Genomic DNA, 17,208 nt, shown 5'->3' with positions numbered 1-17,208 from the left:
GCATGAAGCGGAAGACACTTGGGCGGGTTGTTATCTGATTTCCCACGATCCGGCGGAACTGAAGCGCGGGGGTACTCCGCACACCCCCCGGGCGCACGAGCGCCCCCGTGCCCGGCGCCCGGGCCGGACAGAAAGCGCCTTCTAGCATGGGGTCCCATGACTTCCGAGCAGCTCGTCGTCTTCACCCGCACCGCCGGGTTCCGCCACGACTCCATCCCCGAGGGCATCGCGGCCTTCCGTGACCTCGGTGCCGAGCAGGGCCGGCCCGTCCTGGCCACCGAGGACCCCGCCGAACTCGCCGCGGCCCTCCCGGGCAGCGCGGCCGTCGTCTTCCTCTCCACCACCGGCGAAGTCCTCACCGACGCCGCCCGCGACGCGCTGCGCGCCCACCAGGAGGCGGGCGGCGGCTTCCTCGGCGTGCACTCCGCCTCCGGCACCGAGTACGACTGGCCGTGGTACGGGGAACTCGTCGGCGCCCGGTTCGACGGCCACCCCGCCCTCCAGCCCGGCGTGGTCCGGGTGGCGGACCACGACCACCCGGCCACCGCCCACCTGCCGCACCGCTGGACGTTCACGGACGAGTGGTACCACTTCACCGCCAGCCCCAGCGGCCGGGTCCGGGTGCTGGCCACGGCGGACGAAAGCACGTACACCGGCGGCCGGATGGGCGAGGACCACCCGCTGGTGTGGTGCCACGAGCACACCGGTGGCCGGGCCTTCTACACCGCGCTCGGACACACCGCCGAGGCGTACACCGATCCGGACTTCCGGGCACATCTGCGCGGCGCCCTGGCGTGGGTGACCGAGGCCGCCGGAAAAGCCTGATGATCTGATCGATTCTGTGTCAGGATGATGGAAAACGTGTACCTTCGCGAGGAGACCCGGTGACCTACGCAGCCGCCGCAGACCGCTACGACACCATGCAGTACCGCCGCTCCGGCCGCAGCGGTGTCCTGCTGCCCGCCGTATCCCTCGGCCTGTGGCACAACTTCGGCGACACCAGCACCCTGGACAACCAGCGCGCCGTCCTGCGCCGCGCCTTCGACCGCGGCATCACCCACTTCGACCTCGCCAACAACTACGGCCCGCCGCCCGGATCCGCCGAGACCAACTTCGGCGCCCTCTTCGCCCAGGACTTCCGCCCCTACCGCGACGAACTCTTCATCGCCTCCAAGGCGGGCTACCACATGTGGCCCGGCCCGTACGGCGAATGGGGCTCCCGCAAGTCCCTGCTGGCCAGCCTCGACCAGTCGCTCAAGCGGATGGGCCTGGAGTACGTCGACGTCTTCTACTCCCACCGCTACGACCCCGACACCCCGCTGGAGGAGACCCTCGGCGCCCTCGACCAGGCGGTGCGCTCCGGCCGCGCCCTGTACGCCGGCATCTCCAACTACCCGGCCGAACAGCACCGCCGCGCCGCCGAGATCCTGCGCGACCTCGGTACCCCGCTGCTGATCCACCAGTCCCCGTACAACATGCTGCACCGCGCCCTGGAGGACGGCGTCCTGGACGCCATCGGCGAGACCGGCACCAGCCTCATCGCCTTCTCCCCGCTCGCCCAGGGCCTGCTGACCGACCGCTACCTCTCGGGCGAGGTGCCGCAGGACTCCCGGATGGCCGTCGGCCACTTCCTCAAGCGCGACGCCCTCAGCCCCGAGCGGCTGACCCTGCTGCGCTCCCTCAACGAGGTGGCGGCCGGCCGCGGGCAGACCCTGGCCCAGCTCGCGCTCTCCTGGGTGCTGCGCGACCCCCGGGTGGTCTCGGTCCTGATCGGCGCCAGCAGCGTCGCCCAGCTCGACCAGAACCTCGCCGCCCTGGAAGCCGGGCCGCTCACCGAGGACGAACTGACCCGCATCGACGCTTTGCTGACGGCCTGACCCGGCGGAAACCCGCCGGGAGGACGGCGCTCAGCCGGGCTCGGTCATCCCCACCGCCCGCAGCCCCGCGCCGAGCGCCGTCCCGCCGTCCGGCCCGTCCACCGGCTTGATCGCGTGCCCGTGCCCGTGCCCGTGCCCGTGCCCGCGCACCGCCGTCCGCACCACACCCGGTACGGCACGTCACCAGGCCGGGTCACGCCCCAGCAGCGCCACCAGCCGGTCCTGCACCGGGGCGTCCCCGGCCACCTCCACCGGCGGATCGAAGATCCCGAGGTCCTGCCAGCCCTCGATCTGCGGCTCCACGAACCCGTACACCGAGGCCGCCACGTCCCGGTCCAGCCGGTCGTCCGCCGCGATCCCGCGCGCCAGATCCCAGGCGTGCACGGTCAGATCGAGCGTCATCTGCCGCGCGTACTCCTCCGCCGGGGTCAGCCCGCCACTGGTGTGCACCGTGCCGTCCAGCGCCCCCGGCGCCGCGAACGCCTCCCGCGCGTCGCGCGCCGCCCGCTCCCAGACCGCCACCGGGTCCTCACCCAGCACATCGCCGTCGTAGCGGTCGCCCACCTCGGCCAGCGTCTCGCCGCGCAGCAGATGCGGCGCCCACAGCTGCTCCGCCGTCAGATGGTTGACCAGCTCCCGCACCGACCACTCGGTGCACGGGGTCGGGGCGCTCCACTGCCCGTCGCCGATCCGACGCACCCGCCGGTCGAACTCCGCCTGGGCCCGCTCGTAGGTTTCGGTCAGCCGCATGGGGGTACCTCTCTTCCGCTTCGGTGGTGGACACCCCCCGCGGCCGTCACTCCCGGACCAGCACCACCTCAAGGGTGCGCGGCCCGTGAACCCCCTCGACCCGGTCGAGTTCGATGTCACTGGTGGCCGAAGGACCCGATATCCAGGTCAGCGGCCGGACGGGGGAGAGCAGCGGCAGGGCCTGCCCCACCGACTCCACCACCTGGTCCGGCACCCGGACCACCACGACGTGGTGATCCGGCACCAGGGTGGTCCGGCGCCGCCCCTGGTCGGGACCGCCGTCCAGCACGATCGTCCCGGTCTCCGCGATCGCCACCGCGCAGCCCGTCACCACACTGTCCACCGCGTCCAGTTCGGCGGCCGTGACCGACGGCGCGTCCGGCACCCTCCGCACCGTGTCCGCCGGCACCGCCGACAGCCAGCCCTTAGGCAGCCCGGCCGGCACCACCACCGAACCCGACCCGCGCTCCGCCAGCAGCCGGGCGATCAGCTCCGGCAGCCCGCCCGCGTCCGTGCGGTGCACCAGAGCCCGGTAGTCCGCCAGATGCTCCGCCAGCATGCCGACCGGATCGGCGGGGGAGTGCGAGGCCAGATAGTCCCGCACCACCGGCACCTGCTCCGGCCTCTCCTCGCGCGGCACGTCCGCCAGCGCCCGCCGCACCCGGCCCAGCACCACATCCCGCGCGCTCATCGCCCGTCCTCCCCACGCGTGCGCCGCTGCCACCAGTCCCGGAACGGCTCGGCCGGCACCGCCGGCAGATCCCGGCTCGCCGTCCACGCCCGGCCTGGGCCCGGCAGAGAGCGGCGCGGCAACAGCCGCCGCGAGCGCCCCGCCAGCCGCTGCCCGGCCCGCATCGCCCCCGGGCGGTCCAGCGCCCACGTCGCCGCCCGCAGCGCGGCCCGCTCCGCCGCGTGCCCCTTCGCCGGCCGGATCCGGGTCCTGGTGCCCCGCACCGTCACCGGCCCGCCCTGCACCACCCGTTCCCGCAGATGCACCAGCACCTCCGGGATGTCGATCGCCACCGGACACACCTCGTAACAGGCGCCGCACAGCGAGGACGCGTACGGCAGCGACGCGTCCAGCTCACCGGCCGTGCCCCGCAACTGCGGGGTGAGGATCGCGCCGATCGGCCCCGGATACGCGGAACCGTACGCGTGACCGCCGGCCCGCTCGTACACCGGGCACACATTCAGACACGCCGAACAGCGGATGCAGCGCAGCGCCTGCCGCCCCACCTCGTCCGCGAGCGTGTCGGTGCGGCCGTTGTCCAGCAGCACCAGATGGAACACCCGCGGCCCGTCCCCGTCGGTCGTACCGGTCCACATCGAGGTGTACGGGTTCATCCGCTCCGCCGTCGATGAGCGCGGCAGCGTCTGCAGGAACACCTCCAGGTCCTGCCAGCTGGGCACCACCTTCTCGATCCCCACCACCGAGATCAGCGTCTCCGGCAGCGTCAGGCACATCCGGCCGTTGCCCTCGGACTCCACGACCACCAGGGTGCCGGTCTCGGCCACCATGAAGTTCGCCCCGGAGATCCCCACCTTGGCGCGCAGGAACTTCTCCCGCAGATGCAGCCGGGCTGCCTCCGCCAGCTCGGCCGGCGCGTCGGTGAGCGTCTCCGGAGCGGCCCGCCCCCAGCGGGCCATGTTCCGCGCGAAGATGTCCCGGATCTCGCCCCGGTTGCGGTGGATCGCCGGGACCAGGATGTGCGAGGGCAGATCGTCGCCCAACTGCACGATCAGCTCCGCGAGATCCGTCTCGTTCGCCCGGATCCCCGCCTTGGCCAGCGCCTCGTTGAGCCCGATCTCCTGGGTGGCCATCGACTTGACCTTGATGACCTCCCGCTCACCGGTCTCCTTCACCAGCGCGGTGACGATCCGGTTCGCCTCGGCCGCGTCCGCGGCCCAGTGCACCACCCCGCCGGCCGCCGTGACCCGCTCCTCCAACTGCACCAGATAGTGGTCCAGATGACGCAGCGTCCGGTCCTTGATCGCCGCCCCGGCCGCCCGCAGCTCCGGCCAGTCCGGCAGCTCCGCGACCGCCGCCGCCCGCTTGTCGCGGATGGTGTGCGTGGCGTGGCGCAGATTCGCGCGCAGCGTCGCGTCGCGCACCGCGTCCTTCGCCGCACGCGGGAACGGCGGCATGCCCAGATACGTACCCGTCGCCCCGCTCACCGGAACGGCACCTCCTCGGTACTCGCCAGAATCTCCGCGATGTGCACCGGCCGCACCGTCGAACCCAGCCGGGACAGCGTGCCCCCGATGTGCATCTGGCAGGAGTTGTCCACCGTGCACACCGCCGAGGCACCCGTTGCCATGACGGCACGCGCCTTGTCCGCGCCCATCGCCGCGGACACCGCCGCGTTCTTCACCGCGAACGTCCCGCCGAACCCGCAGCACTCCTGCGCGCCCGGCAGCTCCACCAGCTCAAGGCCGCGCACCGCCTCCAGCAGCCGGCGCGGACGCTCGCCGAGGCCCAGCATCCGCAGCCCGTGACAGGTGGGGTGGTACGTGACCCGGTGCGGGTAGTACGCCCCCACATCCGTCACCCCCAGCACATCCACCAGGAACTCCGTCAGCTCCACCGTGCGCGGCACCACCGACTCCGCCAGCCCGGCCAGCTCGCCGCCCCGCCCCTCGGCCGCCGCCTTCCGCCCGATCCGCGGATAGTTGTCGCGCACCATCGCCGCACACGACCCGGACGGCACCACGATGTGGTCGTACCCCTCGAACGCCCGCGCGTAGCGGCGCACCAGCGGCTCACTCGCGTGCCGGTACCCGGTGTTGAACTGCGGCTGCCCGCAGCAGCTCTGCTCCACCGGGAAGTCGACCTCCACCCCCAGCCGCTCCAGCAGCGTGACCACCGCCCGGCCCGTCGCCGGGTAGAGGGTGTCGTTGACACAGGTGAGGAACAACGCGACCCGCATCAGCGCCCCACCTCCCCACCGGCGATCCGGGCCGCCGCCCGGTCCCACGCGCCCGCGTCACCCATGGGCTCATGGTGCCGCAGCGGCGCGGTGGCACGCAGCAAGCCCCGCAGCTCGGCGAGTCCACCCCCGAGCACCCCCGCCGCCCTGGCCTGTACCAGCACATTGCCCAGCGCCGCCGCCTCCGCCGGACCCGCCACCACCGGCAGCCCGCAGGCGTCCGCCGTCAGCTGGCACAGCAGCTCGTTGCGGGCGCCGCCACCCACCACATGCACCGTCTCCACACTCCGCCCCGACAGGCGCTGGGCCTCCCGCACCGTCGCCCGGTGCGCCAGCGCCAGCGAATCCAGCACACAGCGTACGGTTTCCGCCGCGTCCCGCGGCTCGGGCTGCCCGGTGCGGGCACACGCCCGCGCGATCCGCCCCGGCATGTCCCCGGGCGCGATGAACTCCGGATCGCCCGCGTCCACCACCGAACGCAGCGGCTCGGCCCGCGCCGCCTCCCGCAGCAGCGGCTCCAGCGCGTACCCGGCGCCGGCCCGCTCCCACTCGCGCAGACACTCCTGGAGCAGCCACAGCCCCATGATGTTGCGCAGATAGCGCACCGTGCCGTCCACCCCCAGCTCATTGGTGAAGTTGGCCCGCCGGCTCTCCTCCGACAGCACCGGGGCGTCCAGCTCCAGACCGGCCAGCGACCAGGTGCCGGTGGCGATGTACGCGAACCGGTCCCCGGCCGCCGGCACCCCCACCACCGCCGACGCCGTGTCGTGCGAGGCCACCGACCACACCGGCACCGGACCGGCCAGACCGGTCTCCGCCAGCACCTCCGGTATCACCTCACCGGCCCGGTCGCCGGGCCGGCGCAGCGCCGGGAACAGCCCGGTGTCCACGCCCAGCGCCTCAGCCACCGGCCGCGACCAGGCGCGGGTGCGCGGATCGATGAGCTGCGTGGTGGAGGCGTTCGTCAGCTCGGTGCCCGCCCGGCCCGTCAGCCAGTAGGTGATCAGATCCGGGATCAGCAGCAGCTGCCGCGCCGCCGCCAGCTGCGCCGAACCGCGCGCCGCGACCAGCTGGTAGACGGTGTTGAACGGCAGCTCCTGCAACCCGGTGGCCGCGTACAGCTCACGCGGCGGCAGAACCTCCGCCACCCGGGCGGCCACCCCGTCGGTGCGGCCGTCCCGGTAGTGCACCGGATTGCCCAGCAGCGCACCCGAGGCGTCCAGCAGCCCGTAGTCGACCGCCCAGGAGTCGACACCGACCCCGGCCAGCGGGCCGCCGGCCTCCCGGCCGGCCGCCCGCAGCCCGGTCAGCACCCCGTGCCACAGCGCCAGGATGTCCCAGTGCAGCGTCCCGCGGACCCGCACCGGATGATTGGCGAACCGGTGCGCCTCGCGCAGCGACAGCTCACCGCCACCGACCCGCGCGAGCATCACCCGGCCACTGGAGGCACCGAGATCCACCGCGGCGAAGTCCCGCGCGGCGGCGGTGGGGGTAGGGGCAGACACAGCTCTCCTCGAATTCGACGACTGGCTCAGCGCAGGAACGCCGCCGCCACCCCGGCGTCGACCGGGATGTGCAGACCGGTGGTGTGGGTCAGGTCCCCGCCGGTGAGCGCGAAGACCGCAGCCGCCACGTGCTCGGGCAGCACCTCCCGCTTCAGCAGGGTCCGCTGGGCGTAGTACGCGCCCAGGTTCTCCTCCGGCACCCCGTAGACGGCGGCGCGCTTGGCGCCCCAGCCGCCCGCGAAGATGCCCGAACCGCGCACCACGCCGTCGGGGTTGATCCCGTTGACCCGGATGCCGTGCTCGCCCAGCTCGGCGGCGAGCAGCCGCACCTGATGCGCCTGGTCGGCCTTGGTGGCGCCGTACGCGATGTTGTTGGGGCCGGCGAACACCCCGTTCTTGGAGGCGATGTAGACGATGTCGCCCCCCATGCCCTGCGCGATCATCACCCGCGCCGCCTCCCGGGAGGCCAGGAACGAGCCGCGCGCCATGATGTCGTGCTGCAGGTCCCAGTCGGCCGCGGTCGTCTCCAGCAGCGGCTTGGAGATGGAGATCCCGGCGTTGTTGACCACCAGGTCCACCCCGCCGAACGCCAGCGCCGCCGCCTCGAAGGCCGCCGCGATCTGCTCCTCGGAGGTGACGTCCACCGCCACCGCCACCGCGCGGTCCGGGCCGCCCAGCTCCTTCGCCACCTCGCTCGCCGCAGCCTCGTCGCGGTCGGCCACCACCACGCACGCGCCCTCGGCCACCAGCCGCTGCGCGGTGGCCCGGCCGATGCCGCTGCCGCCGCCGGTCACCAGCGCGATCCGGGTCGCCAGCGGCGCCGGCGGCGGCATCCGCCGCAGCTTGGCCTCCTCCAGCTCCCAGTACTCGATCCGGAACTTCTCCGACTCCTCGATGGGGGAGTAGGAGGAGACCGCCTCGGCGCCGCGCATCACGGCGATGGCGTTGACGTAGAACTCGCCCGCCACCCGCGCCGTCTGCTTGTCCTTGCCGAAGGAGAACATCCCCACCCCCGGCACCAGCACGATCGCCGGATCGGCGCCGCGCATCGCGGGCGAGCCGGGCTCGGCGTGCCGCTCGTAGTAGGCGCGGTACTCCTCCCGGTAGGCCGCGTGCAGCTCCTTCAGCCGGGCGATCGCCTCCTCCAGCGGGGCGTCCGCCGGCAGATCGAGTACCAGCGGCGCGACCTTGGTGCGCAGGAAGTGATCCGGGCAGGAGGTGCCCAGCGCCGCGAGCCGCGGGTGCTCGGCGCGGGACAGGAACTCCAGGACCGGCCCGGAGTCGGTGAAGTGACCGATCTGCGGCTTGTCGGTGGAGGCCAGACCCCGGATCACCGGCGCCAGCGCGGCGGCCCGCGCCCGGCGCTCGGCCTCCGGCAGCGGCCCGTACCCGGGCAGCTCGGGACCGAACGGCTCCGTCGCGCCGCGCTCGGCCAGGAACGCCTCGGCGGTACGGATGATGTGCAGCGAGTTGCGCTCGCACTCCTCGCTGGTGGCGCCCCAGGCGGTGATGCCGTGGCCGCCGAGGATGCAGCCGATGGCCTGCGGGTTGGCCTCCCGCACCGCCGCGATGTCCAGGCCCAGCTGGAACCCGGGCCGGCGCCACGGCACCCACACCACGCGGTCGCCGAAGCACTCGCGGGTCAGCGCCTCGCCGTCCGCCGCGCAGGCCAGCGCGATGCCCGAGTCCGGGTGCAGATGGTCCACGTGGGCGGCCCCGACCAGGCCGTGCATGGCGGTGTCGATGGACGGTGCCGCCCCGCCCCGCCCGTGCAGGCAGTAGTCGAAGGCCGCCACCATCTCGTCCTCCCGGTCCACGCCGGGATACACGTCCTTCAGCGCCCGCAGCCGGTCCAGGCGCAGCGCGGCGAGGCCGCCCTCGGTGAGGGTGCCCAGGTCACCGCCGGAGCCCTTGACCCACAGAAGTTCCACCTCGCCGCCGGTCACCGGGTCGGCCGCGGTGCCCTTGGCCGAGGTGTTGCCGCCGGCGTAGTTGGTGTTGCGCGGGTCGGCGCCCAGCCGGTGCGAACGCTCCAGCAACTGTGCGACGGTCTCGGGGGTGTGCGTCGTGTCCGCCATGGTGCTCAGGCCCCCCATCCGGCCTGCTGACCGCCCTGGCGGTCGGTGACGATCCGCTCCGCCCAGCCCGAGCGCGCGTACGCGCCCATCGGGTCGGCGTCCAGGCCCGCCTCCTGACGGACCTCGGCCAGCAGCGGACGGACATCGGTGTTGAAGGCGTCCATCAGGACGGCGTTGGCGCCCAGCACGTCACCGGCGCTCTGCGCGGCGGCCAGCGCGTCCCGGTCCACCAGGAGTGCCTTGGCGGTCGCCTCCTGAACGTTCATCACCGAGCGGATGATCGCCGGGATCTTCGGCTCGATGTTGTGGCACTGGTCGAGCATGAAGGCCACCTCGCTGGTGAAGCCCCCGCCCCGCACCACCTCGTACATGATCCGGAACAGCTGGAACGGGTCGGCCGCCCCCACCATCAGGTCGTCGTCCGCGTAGAAGCGGGAGTTGAAGTCGAAGCCGCCCAGCTTCCCCTCGCGCAGCAGCAGCGCCACGATGAACTCGATGTTGGTGCCCGGGGCGTGGTGCCCGGTGTCCACCACCACCTGCGCCTTCTCGCCCAGCTTGAGGCAGTGCGCGTACGCGGTGCCCCAGTCCGGTACGTCGGTGGTGTAGAAGGCGGGCTCGAACAGCTTGTACTCCAGCAGCATCCGCTGGTCCTCGCCCAGCCGCTCGTACACCGCGGCCAGCGCCTCGGCCAGCCGGTCCTGGCGGGCCCTGATGTCGTCCTGCCCGGGGTAGTTGGTGCCGTCGGAGAACCACAGCTTCAGATCGCGCGAGCCGGTGGCGTCCATGATGTCGACGCAGGTCAGCAGGTGGTCCAGCGCCTTGCGGCGGACGGCGGCGTCCGGGTGGGTGACGCTGCCGAGCTTGTAGTCGTCGTCCTGGAAGACATTGGCGTTGATGGCACCGAGCCGCAGCCCGAGATCACCGGCGTACGCGGCGAGGTCCGCGTAGTCGTCCACGGTGTCCCAGGGGATGTGCAGCGCCACGGTCGGGGCGACGCCGGTGTACCGGTGCACCTGGGCGGCGTCCTGAAGCTTCTCCTGCGGGGTGCGCGGCACGCCCTGCTGAGCGAACACCTTGAAGCGGGTGCCGGAGTTTCCGTACGCCCACGACGGGGTCTCGATGGACTGCGTGGTCAGGGCCGCCTTGACGGCGGATGGAGCGGTCATGCGATCAGGGCTCCCAGGCAGGATGAATCGTTTCATAGAGACGCTATGAGGCCGCTCGATCGCTGTCAAGGGAGCAGCGGGCCACGATCTTGACGCGGCCGGACGGGGTGACTAGCTTGCCAAGGTCGATATGAATCCTTTCAGGAAGAGGTGGGGCATGGCACGGGTGTGCTTTCTGCTGAAGGTGCGCGCCGACCGCGTCGAGGAGTACCGCGCCGCGCACGCCGACGTCTGGCCGGAGATGCGGCAGGCCCTGTCCGAGTCCGGCTGGCGCAACTACTCGCTGTTCCTGCGCGAGGACGGTGTGCTGGTGGGCTACCTGGAGACCGACGACTTCGCCGCCGCCCAGCGCGCCATGGAGGCCACCGAGGTCAACGCCCGGTGGCAGGCGGCGATGGGGGAATTCTTCGAATCGCTCGACGGTGCCCGCCCGGACGAGGCGATGCGCCCGCTGGCCGAGGTCTTCCACCTCCCCTGAGCACATACCATGGCCCGGCGGCAGGGCGCGGCGGAGCGACGAACGGGGCAGGTCGGATGGCACAGACGGTGGGGATCAAGGAGGTCGCCCGGCACGCGGGCGTATCGGTGGGCACCGTCTCCAACGTGATCAACCGCCCGCACATGGTCGCCGAGGAGACCCGCGAACGGGTGCTCGGCGCCATCAGCGAGCTGGGTTACGTCCGCAGTGAGTCCGCCCGCCAGCTGCGGGCCGGACGCAGCCGCATCATCTCGCTGCTGGTGCTCGACATGGGGAACCCCTTCTTCGTGGACGTCGCCTCCGGCGCCGAACGGGTGGCGCGCGGGGCCTCCCTCGGCGTCATGCTCTGCAACAGCGCCCAGAGCGTCACCGAGGAGTCCGACTACCTCTCCCTCTTCGCCGAACAGCGGGTCCGAGGCGTCCTGGTCACCCCGGCCGACCTGACCGGCCGCAACCTCGCCGAGTTCCGCCGGCACCGCATCCCGTTCGTCCTGGTGGACCGGGTGCTGCCGAGCGCCGAGGGCTGCTCGGTCTCGGTGGACGACGTCCTGGGCGGCAAACTCGCCGCGCGGCATCTGCTGGACCAGGGTCACCCTTCGATCGCATTTGTGAGCGGGCCGATGTCCCTCCAGCAGTGCCGCGACCGCCGCGACGGTGCCCTGGCCGCCCTGACCGAGGCCGGTCACGACGCCTCCGCCCTCCGGGTGATCGAGGCCGACCGCCTGGACGTCGCCTCGGGCCGTGACGCCGGCGCCCGGCTGCTCGGCATGAACCCCCGCCCCACGGCCGTCTTCTGCGCGAACGACCTGCTCGCCCTCGGCGTCCTCCAGGCACTCTTCGCGGCGGACGTCCGGGTCCCGGAGGACATCGCGCTGGTCGGCTACGACGACATCGAGTTCGCCGCCGCCGCGGCGGTCCCGCTCACCTCGGTACGCCAGCCGGCCGTCCGCATGGGCCGGCAGGCCGCCGAACTCCTCCTGGAGGAGACCGGCGACGACGCCGACCGGCACCGGCACCAGCGCATCGTGCTGGAGCCCGAACTCATCGTCCGCGACTCCACCCTGTCCCCGCGTCACTGAGACCCAGCCGGCACGCGCCAGGCGTACGCCCCCGCGCGACGCGCGCCTCACCCGCCCGTCCCGCCCAGGGCGCCCAGGCTCTAGCGTGGGGGATCATGAGCGACTCCTTCCACACCAGTGTGCTCCAGCTGACCACCGGCTCCACCGAGACGGTGCTCGACCTGACCCACCGCTGCCAGAAATTCCTGGCCGACACCGTCCCCGGCGCGGACGGCCTCCTCAACATCTTCGTCCCGCACGCCACCGCCGGCATCGCCATCCTGGAGACGGGCGCGGGCAGCGACGAGGACCTGCTGGCCGCACTGCACGACCTCCTCCCAGCGGACGACCGCTGGCGCCACCGCCACGGCTCCCGCGGCCACGGCCGCGACCACGTACTCCCCGCCATCGTCCCCCCACACGCCACCCTCCCGGTCCTCTCCGGCCGCCTCCAACTGGGCACGTGGCAGTCGATCTGCCTGGTGGACACGAACAAGGACAACCCCCACCGCCAGGTCCGCCTGACCTTCCTGGGATAGTGCTGGGCCTGCCGTCACTGCAGGAGTGATGTCCGGCCGCATCAACGCCAGGGTCCGCGATGCGCAAGCCCGTTTCGCCGGGGAGCGGTACGTCGGCAGCGACCAGGTCTTCCGTATCAGCGGCAGGCGCGTCGACGCGTTTTCCGGCGTGGCCGCAGATCTCTACGACCTGCTCGCGGAGGGCACGGTGGAGGAGTACCGCCGGCGGGCGTATGAACGTCGGAACGACTGGCCCGAGCCGGACGACGTCGACGACTGGGGTGCGTGTACCTTCCGGCCGGACGGTACCGCACTCGCGATGAGGGTGGTCCCGGAGCGGGCATCGCCCGACGGCCGCTCCCCGGGCTGACCGTACGAAGGCGATACTCGAGGGAGAAGCCGACTCTTGCCGGTCCGTGCCGATTCGGACAGGCTGGGCAGCGAGTGGGTCATCTCTAATCCGACACTGGACGCGGTGGCCGGATGCCGCCCCTCCGGCTCGGGCTCGGCTGTCCCCCTCGACGGCCTGCGTGCCAAAGTCGCTGGACGGACCAGCGAGCGGACACGCCAACGCAAGGAGCAGCACATGCACAACGGGGGATCGGTGTGGACCCTTACTGTGCCCACAGGTGGCGACACACTCCGGCAGGAGCGTCTTACTCGGGATCTGCACGACAGGCTGAGGAAGTCGGATGCTCTCGTCGTCGGCCTCCACGACACCGACGGACCGGCTGAACCGGGCAGTAAGGGCACCACCATGGGCGAAGTGGCGCTCTGGGCCGCCACTGCCGCCACCGTCGCCCGTCCGGCGTCCCAGGTCCTGATCACTCTGATCAAGGAGTGGTGTGCCAGGGAGCGGCACCGCAAGGTCGTGGTCACCGTCGGGGACGACTCCATCGAGATCACCGGTCGTCCGGACGCCGCACAGGAGCGCATGGTCCGGGAGTTCCAGGACCGGGTCGCCGGCGAGGACGGTTCCGCACTGAATGACGACGCCGCGTGACCCGCCTCCACAAGCGCCGGGCTCTTCTGATCGGCAACGAACACTACGACGACGGACGCTTCTCTTCGCTGGCCTCCGTAAGGGCGGATGTGTGGGGACTTGCCCAGGTCCTGAAGCACCACAAGATCGGCAACTTCGTCTCCGTACAGACGGAATCCGATCTCGCCGCCGATGACATGCGGGCAGTCATCGGCGAGTTCCTCCAGGAGCGCGACGAGGACGAACTCGCACTCGTGTACGTCTCCGGGCACGGTGTACGCACTGTGCGGGACGGCAGCGAGTTCCACTTCGTCGCCAGGGACACCGACTACGACCGGGTGTCCGCGACAGGAGTCAGCGCCGGCTTCCTCAACGACGCGCTGGAGGAGTGTGTCGCCCCACAGAAGATCGTGATGATCGACTGCTGCCGCAGCGGAGGGTTCGCTGTGGGTCTGCGTACCTCGGACCGGCAACCCGACGGCTCCGTGGCCAAGTCCGGCGAGCGGCCCCCGCTGACGAGCAGGGGCGTGTACGTCCTTTCGTCCTCGCGGGCCGGGGAGGACTCGTACGCGGACGCGCGCGGTGGCGATGATGTGAAGCCGTCGGCCTTCACCGGCGAGGTCATCGAGGCGCTGCGCACGGGGAAGGTCAGCAAGGACGGCGGCAGCGCAGTAACGGTCAGCGACCTGTTCCATTACGTCAACCGGCGAATGCGTGCCCAGGACGGCGGGCGTCAAGTGCCGGTGCACTCCGCGCTCGGCGTCGACGACCGCATCGTCATCGCGGACAGCCCTTTCGGCCGGGCCCCCATCCTCGCGCCACTGAGTTCTTGGCCCCGGGCAGTCGCCGGAGAAGCTGCACCGCCGAATTCCGCGAAATCCCCGCACACACAACCCACCTGGGCCAATCTGCTGGACTACTACCGCGAGTGCGTCCTGGCCGAGAGCGCGGAGACACCTCTGATGGACGTGAGTCCTCGTGGCACGTCGTATGTGTGCCTGGATGGCGCGGAGAGGTTCATCTCCGGCGACGTCGACGACGACGGCTGCGTTGCACTCCCCGAGGAAGCGGGCCCGCTGGTGAATGCAGCCGCAGAGGAAGATGCCGAGCTCTGGGCGGGCTATCCGGCTGTGCTCCTCACCGGGCCCCGCACCGGGAGCCCTTGGCGGCAGCCAAAGTTCGCGCCTTTGTTGGTCCGCCGGGTGGAGATCGTCCAGGACGAGGGCGAGGTGCGGCTGAAGCCGTACGGACCGGTCCAGCCACATCCTCAACTGGCCCACGACTGGCTCGGCGAGGACGAGGCCAACCAGCTCATCGACACGTTTCAGCCGTCCTGGCATCGAGGACAGCACGACCGTATGGCGGTGGACGTGCTCAACCTCCTCACCCAAGAGTTCGAGCTGCCCTGCGTACAGGATCTCCGCCCCGACCGACTCGACGACCACATCGACGTTCGCACACCAGGGCACGGGGCCCGCAACACCGCGGTCCTGTTCGCGGCACGTCCCAAGACGAACTTCACGAAGGGGCTTCTCAACGACTTCGGCCGCATCGCCGAACAGACGGACCACATCGGAGAGACCGCCCTTGGGGCGCTCGCGCCCGACCCGTCGCAGCGCGACCGATGCCTCGCCCACACGGATCACGAGCCGGCGAGCCTGGTGACCCCGCTGCCCTGCAACGAGGCGCAGGGCGCGATTCTCCGGTCCGCCATGACCCGTCGCCTCACTGTGGCCACAGGTCCGCCTGGCACCGGCAAGAGCCAGCTGGTCGCCAACCTCGTGGCCACGGCGATTGCCGCGGGTCAGACCGTGCTGGTCGCGTCGACCAACAACGATGCGGTGGACGAGGTGTGGCGCCGCTGCGACGAGCTGGTACCCGGCAGCGTCGTGCGCACCGGCTCGGCACGGAAGACCGGCAAGAGCAACGCGGAGCATGAAGCCGCCGCGCTCCATGCGCTGCGCACTGGCCCGGAGCCGTCCACCACCGTGGCCACGGCATCCATGGCGACCGTGCTGGCCTCCGATCGCCTGGCAGAGGTACGGCGGCGTCTGGCCCACATCGCCGAGACCGAGCTGCGGCTTCGCCAGGCAGGCGAGGCCCGCGCCCATCACGCGGAACGGCTCGGGACGACCGCCACCCGGCTTCGGGAGCTACTCGGCGGCCCGCCACTGCCGAGGGAACTGGAGGACAGTGCGCGCCGCCGTTCCCGCGCGCGCTTCCTCGGATCGTGGCGCCGATCCCGTTTCCTGCGCAAGGCCGGCCTGAAGGATTACGTCAGTGATCCCGCCGCGGGCTGCCTCGCACTCGCAGGCTTCGCCGCGGCCGAAGCGGAGTGGCGTGATCGGCGCGAGCAGGCGGCCACCGTTGACGACACAGCGCTCACACGTGCCCTCCGCGATGCGGAGAGCGCCGTCCAGGACGCTTCACGCACATTCCTCGCCACCAAGGTGCAAGCTGCAGCCTGGGCCGGACGCCGCCGGATCATGGAGCTGTTGACGGCTGCGGACGGCAAACGCGGAGACTGGCCGCAGTTGAAGAGGGTCCTCGGGCACTCGGGAACCTCGATGAACGCGCCCGCGGTGGCCGGATGGGCCGTCACCAGCCTCTCGGCGCGGCGTTTCCCTCCGGACCCGGCTCTGTTCGACCTCGTTGTGATCGACGAGGCCAGCCAGTGCGCGATCCCCCAAGTCCTGCCTCTGCTGTTCCGCGCCCGGCGTGCCCTGGTCATCGGCGACCCCATGCAGCTCACGCACATCACTCAGACCAGCCCGCACCGCGAGGCTCTCATCCGCCGCGGGAATGGGCTGGCGTCCGCTTGGCTGGAGAAGCACCATCTCGCCTACCGGCGTCACTCCGCCTTCCACGCGGCCGAACGGTCCGCGGGCGGCACGCTGCTTCTCGACGAGCACTTCCGCTGTCATCCGGACATCTCCGGTATCTCGAACGAGTTCTTTTACGATGGTGGACTGACCGTTCTCACCGACACCCGTGGCCGTCCCACTCTGGCCGACCGCTCCGCCGTCATCTGGACGGACGTGGCGGGGCGGGCCGCGCGCCCGCTGTTCGGTGGCTCCTGGGTCAACGAGAACGAGATCCGCAAGGTGCACGACAGTGTCCGCTATCTGTTGGAGAAGCTCCCGCCCGAGGCCACTGTCGGAGTCGTCACCCCCTTCACGGCGCAGGCCGATGCTCTGCGCAAGCGGCTGGGCCCGTACGACGAGGAGCGTGTGCGTATCGGAACGGTGCACACTTTCCAGGGCGGTGAACGCGACGTCATGGTGTTCTCCCTCGTTGTCGGCAACGGCATGCACCCGGGCTCCGTCGCCTGGGTCGGTGAACAGCTGAACCTGTGGAACGTCGCCATCACACGGGCCCGCAGTCACCTCATCGTGGTGGGGGACAAGAAACTCTGGAGAAAGCGGGGAGGCGTCGGTGCCGCGCTGCTTGAGGCCGCAGAGCGGGAAGGCTCGGCTCTGGGAGGCGCGGACGATGACGCGCTGCTCAAACGCCTGTACCAGACCCTCTCCCTCGCGGAAGAATCCACTGTCACGCTGGGAGAGACCGTTCACGGATATCCCGCGGACGCCGTGGTGCGTGACCCCGGCGGAGCTGCCCCTCAACCCGTGCTTCTTGATCGAGGAGTGGACGAGAACGGCGACGCGGCCCGCCACCTCCGGCTCATGCTGCACCGCCGGAACCTGCTGAGTGATGGTGATGAAGGAGCCGAAGCGGTGCGTTGGCCGGCTTGGCGGCTGTTCGACGCCGACGAGCAGCAGGGGTGACCCCTCGCGGACGCAAGAGAAGAAGGGGTCCCTGTGGTTACCTCAGCGGCTTGGAGGAATCGAAGCGCTACCGCCCAAGTGCTC

The 17,208-nt window shown here is 71.4% G+C and carries 16 protein-coding genes; 8 read left to right on the top strand and 8 right to left on the bottom strand.

What is annotated here, in order from left to right; all coding sequences use genetic code 11:
* The first annotated feature begins 156 nt into the window (after positions 1 to 156).
* Positions 157 to 825 (top strand): ThuA domain-containing protein, encoded by a 669-nt coding sequence (locus BM385_RS21440; protein ID WP_093844063.1) that lies wholly within the window; start codon positions 157 to 159, stop codon positions 823 to 825.
* Between the two features lie 59 nt (positions 826 to 884).
* Positions 885 to 1,877 (top strand): aldo/keto reductase, encoded by a 993-nt coding sequence (locus tag BM385_RS21435; RefSeq protein WP_019434477.1) that lies wholly within the window; start codon positions 885 to 887, stop codon positions 1,875 to 1,877.
* 30 nt (positions 1,878 to 1,907) lie between these two features.
* Here the strand turns inward: BM385_RS21435 and BM385_RS28290 are convergent, their stop codons facing one another.
* Genes BM385_RS28290 through rhaI form a run of 8 tightly spaced genes read right to left on the bottom strand, consistent with a single transcriptional unit; the run spans position 1,908 to position 10,303 of the window.
* Complete coding sequence (locus BM385_RS28290) at positions 1,908 to 2,042, bottom strand: hypothetical protein (RefSeq protein WP_259453190.1); 135 nt, start codon at positions 2,040 to 2,042, stop codon at positions 1,908 to 1,910.
* Between the two features lie 15 nt (positions 2,043 to 2,057).
* Positions 2,058 to 2,627 (bottom strand): TIGR03086 family metal-binding protein, encoded by a 570-nt coding sequence (locus tag BM385_RS21430; protein WP_019434475.1) that lies wholly within the window; start codon positions 2,625 to 2,627, stop codon positions 2,058 to 2,060.
* 46 nt (positions 2,628 to 2,673) lie between these two features.
* Positions 2,674 to 3,318: a LutC/YkgG family protein gene (locus BM385_RS21425; protein WP_093844062.1), complete on the bottom strand. Its 645-nt coding sequence runs from the start codon at positions 3,316 to 3,318 to the stop codon at positions 2,674 to 2,676.
* Positions 3,315 to 4,772: a lactate utilization protein B gene (locus BM385_RS21420; RefSeq protein WP_093844110.1), complete on the bottom strand. Its 1,458-nt coding sequence runs from the start codon at positions 4,770 to 4,772 to the stop codon at positions 3,315 to 3,317. The genes BM385_RS21425 and BM385_RS21420 overlap by 4 nt, the downstream gene beginning before the upstream one ends.
* Before the next feature lie 26 nt (positions 4,773 to 4,798).
* Positions 4,799 to 5,554 (bottom strand): (Fe-S)-binding protein, encoded by a 756-nt coding sequence (locus BM385_RS21415; protein ID WP_093844109.1) that lies wholly within the window; start codon positions 5,552 to 5,554, stop codon positions 4,799 to 4,801.
* Positions 5,554 to 7,059 (bottom strand): rhamnulokinase, encoded by a 1,506-nt coding sequence (locus BM385_RS21410; RefSeq protein ID WP_259453193.1) that lies wholly within the window; start codon positions 7,057 to 7,059, stop codon positions 5,554 to 5,556. The genes BM385_RS21415 and BM385_RS21410 overlap by 1 nt, the downstream gene beginning before the upstream one ends.
* A gap of 26 nt (positions 7,060 to 7,085) precedes the next feature.
* On the bottom strand, positions 7,086 to 9,137 hold the full coding sequence (locus BM385_RS21405; protein ID WP_093844107.1) for a bifunctional aldolase/short-chain dehydrogenase: 2,052 nt from the start codon (positions 9,135 to 9,137) through the stop codon (positions 7,086 to 7,088).
* A gap of 5 nt (positions 9,138 to 9,142) precedes the next feature.
* Positions 9,143 to 10,303: an L-rhamnose isomerase gene (rhaI, locus tag BM385_RS21400; protein WP_019434467.1), complete on the bottom strand. Its 1,161-nt coding sequence runs from the start codon at positions 10,301 to 10,303 to the stop codon at positions 9,143 to 9,145.
* A 157-nt stretch (positions 10,304 to 10,460) separates the two neighbouring features.
* Here rhaI and BM385_RS21395 point away from each other — a divergent pair, with 157 nt between their 5' ends.
* From BM385_RS21395 to BM385_RS21370, 6 genes are all read left to right on the top strand, one after another.
* Positions 10,461 to 10,781 carry an L-rhamnose mutarotase gene (locus BM385_RS21395; RefSeq protein WP_019434466.1) on the top strand — a complete coding sequence of 107 codons (321 nt, stop codon included), beginning with the start codon at positions 10,461 to 10,463 and terminating at the stop codon, positions 10,779 to 10,781.
* Positions 10,782 to 10,837: 56 nt separating this feature from the next.
* Positions 10,838 to 11,860: a LacI family DNA-binding transcriptional regulator gene (locus tag BM385_RS21390; protein WP_019434465.1), complete on the top strand. Its 1,023-nt coding sequence runs from the start codon at positions 10,838 to 10,840 to the stop codon at positions 11,858 to 11,860.
* 95 nt (positions 11,861 to 11,955) lie between these two features.
* A complete protein-coding gene (locus BM385_RS21385) occupies positions 11,956 to 12,378 on the top strand; it encodes a secondary thiamine-phosphate synthase enzyme YjbQ (protein WP_019434464.1) in 423 nt (140 codons plus the stop codon).
* A gap of 28 nt (positions 12,379 to 12,406) precedes the next feature.
* Positions 12,407 to 12,727 (top strand): hypothetical protein, encoded by a 321-nt coding sequence (locus tag BM385_RS21380; protein ID WP_093844061.1) that lies wholly within the window; start codon positions 12,407 to 12,409, stop codon positions 12,725 to 12,727.
* Positions 12,728 to 13,114: 387 nt separating this feature from the next.
* Positions 13,115 to 13,360, top strand: a complete 246-nt coding sequence (locus tag BM385_RS27980; RefSeq protein WP_019434462.1) for a hypothetical protein — start codon at positions 13,115 to 13,117, stop codon at positions 13,358 to 13,360.
* Positions 13,357 to 17,124 carry a caspase, EACC1-associated type gene (locus BM385_RS21370; protein ID WP_093844060.1) on the top strand — a complete coding sequence of 1,256 codons (3,768 nt, stop codon included), beginning with the start codon at positions 13,357 to 13,359 and terminating at the stop codon, positions 17,122 to 17,124. The genes BM385_RS27980 and BM385_RS21370 overlap by 4 nt, the downstream gene beginning before the upstream one ends.
* The last annotated feature ends 84 nt before the right edge of the window (positions 17,125 to 17,208 follow it).

The sequence above is a fragment of the Streptomyces harbinensis genome, from assembly GCF_900116145.1.
In the GTDB taxonomy this organism is placed as follows: domain Bacteria; phylum Actinomycetota; class Actinomycetes; order Streptomycetales; family Streptomycetaceae; genus Streptomyces; species Streptomyces carpaticus.
This window is presented reverse-complemented; position numbering and strand designations above follow the sequence as displayed.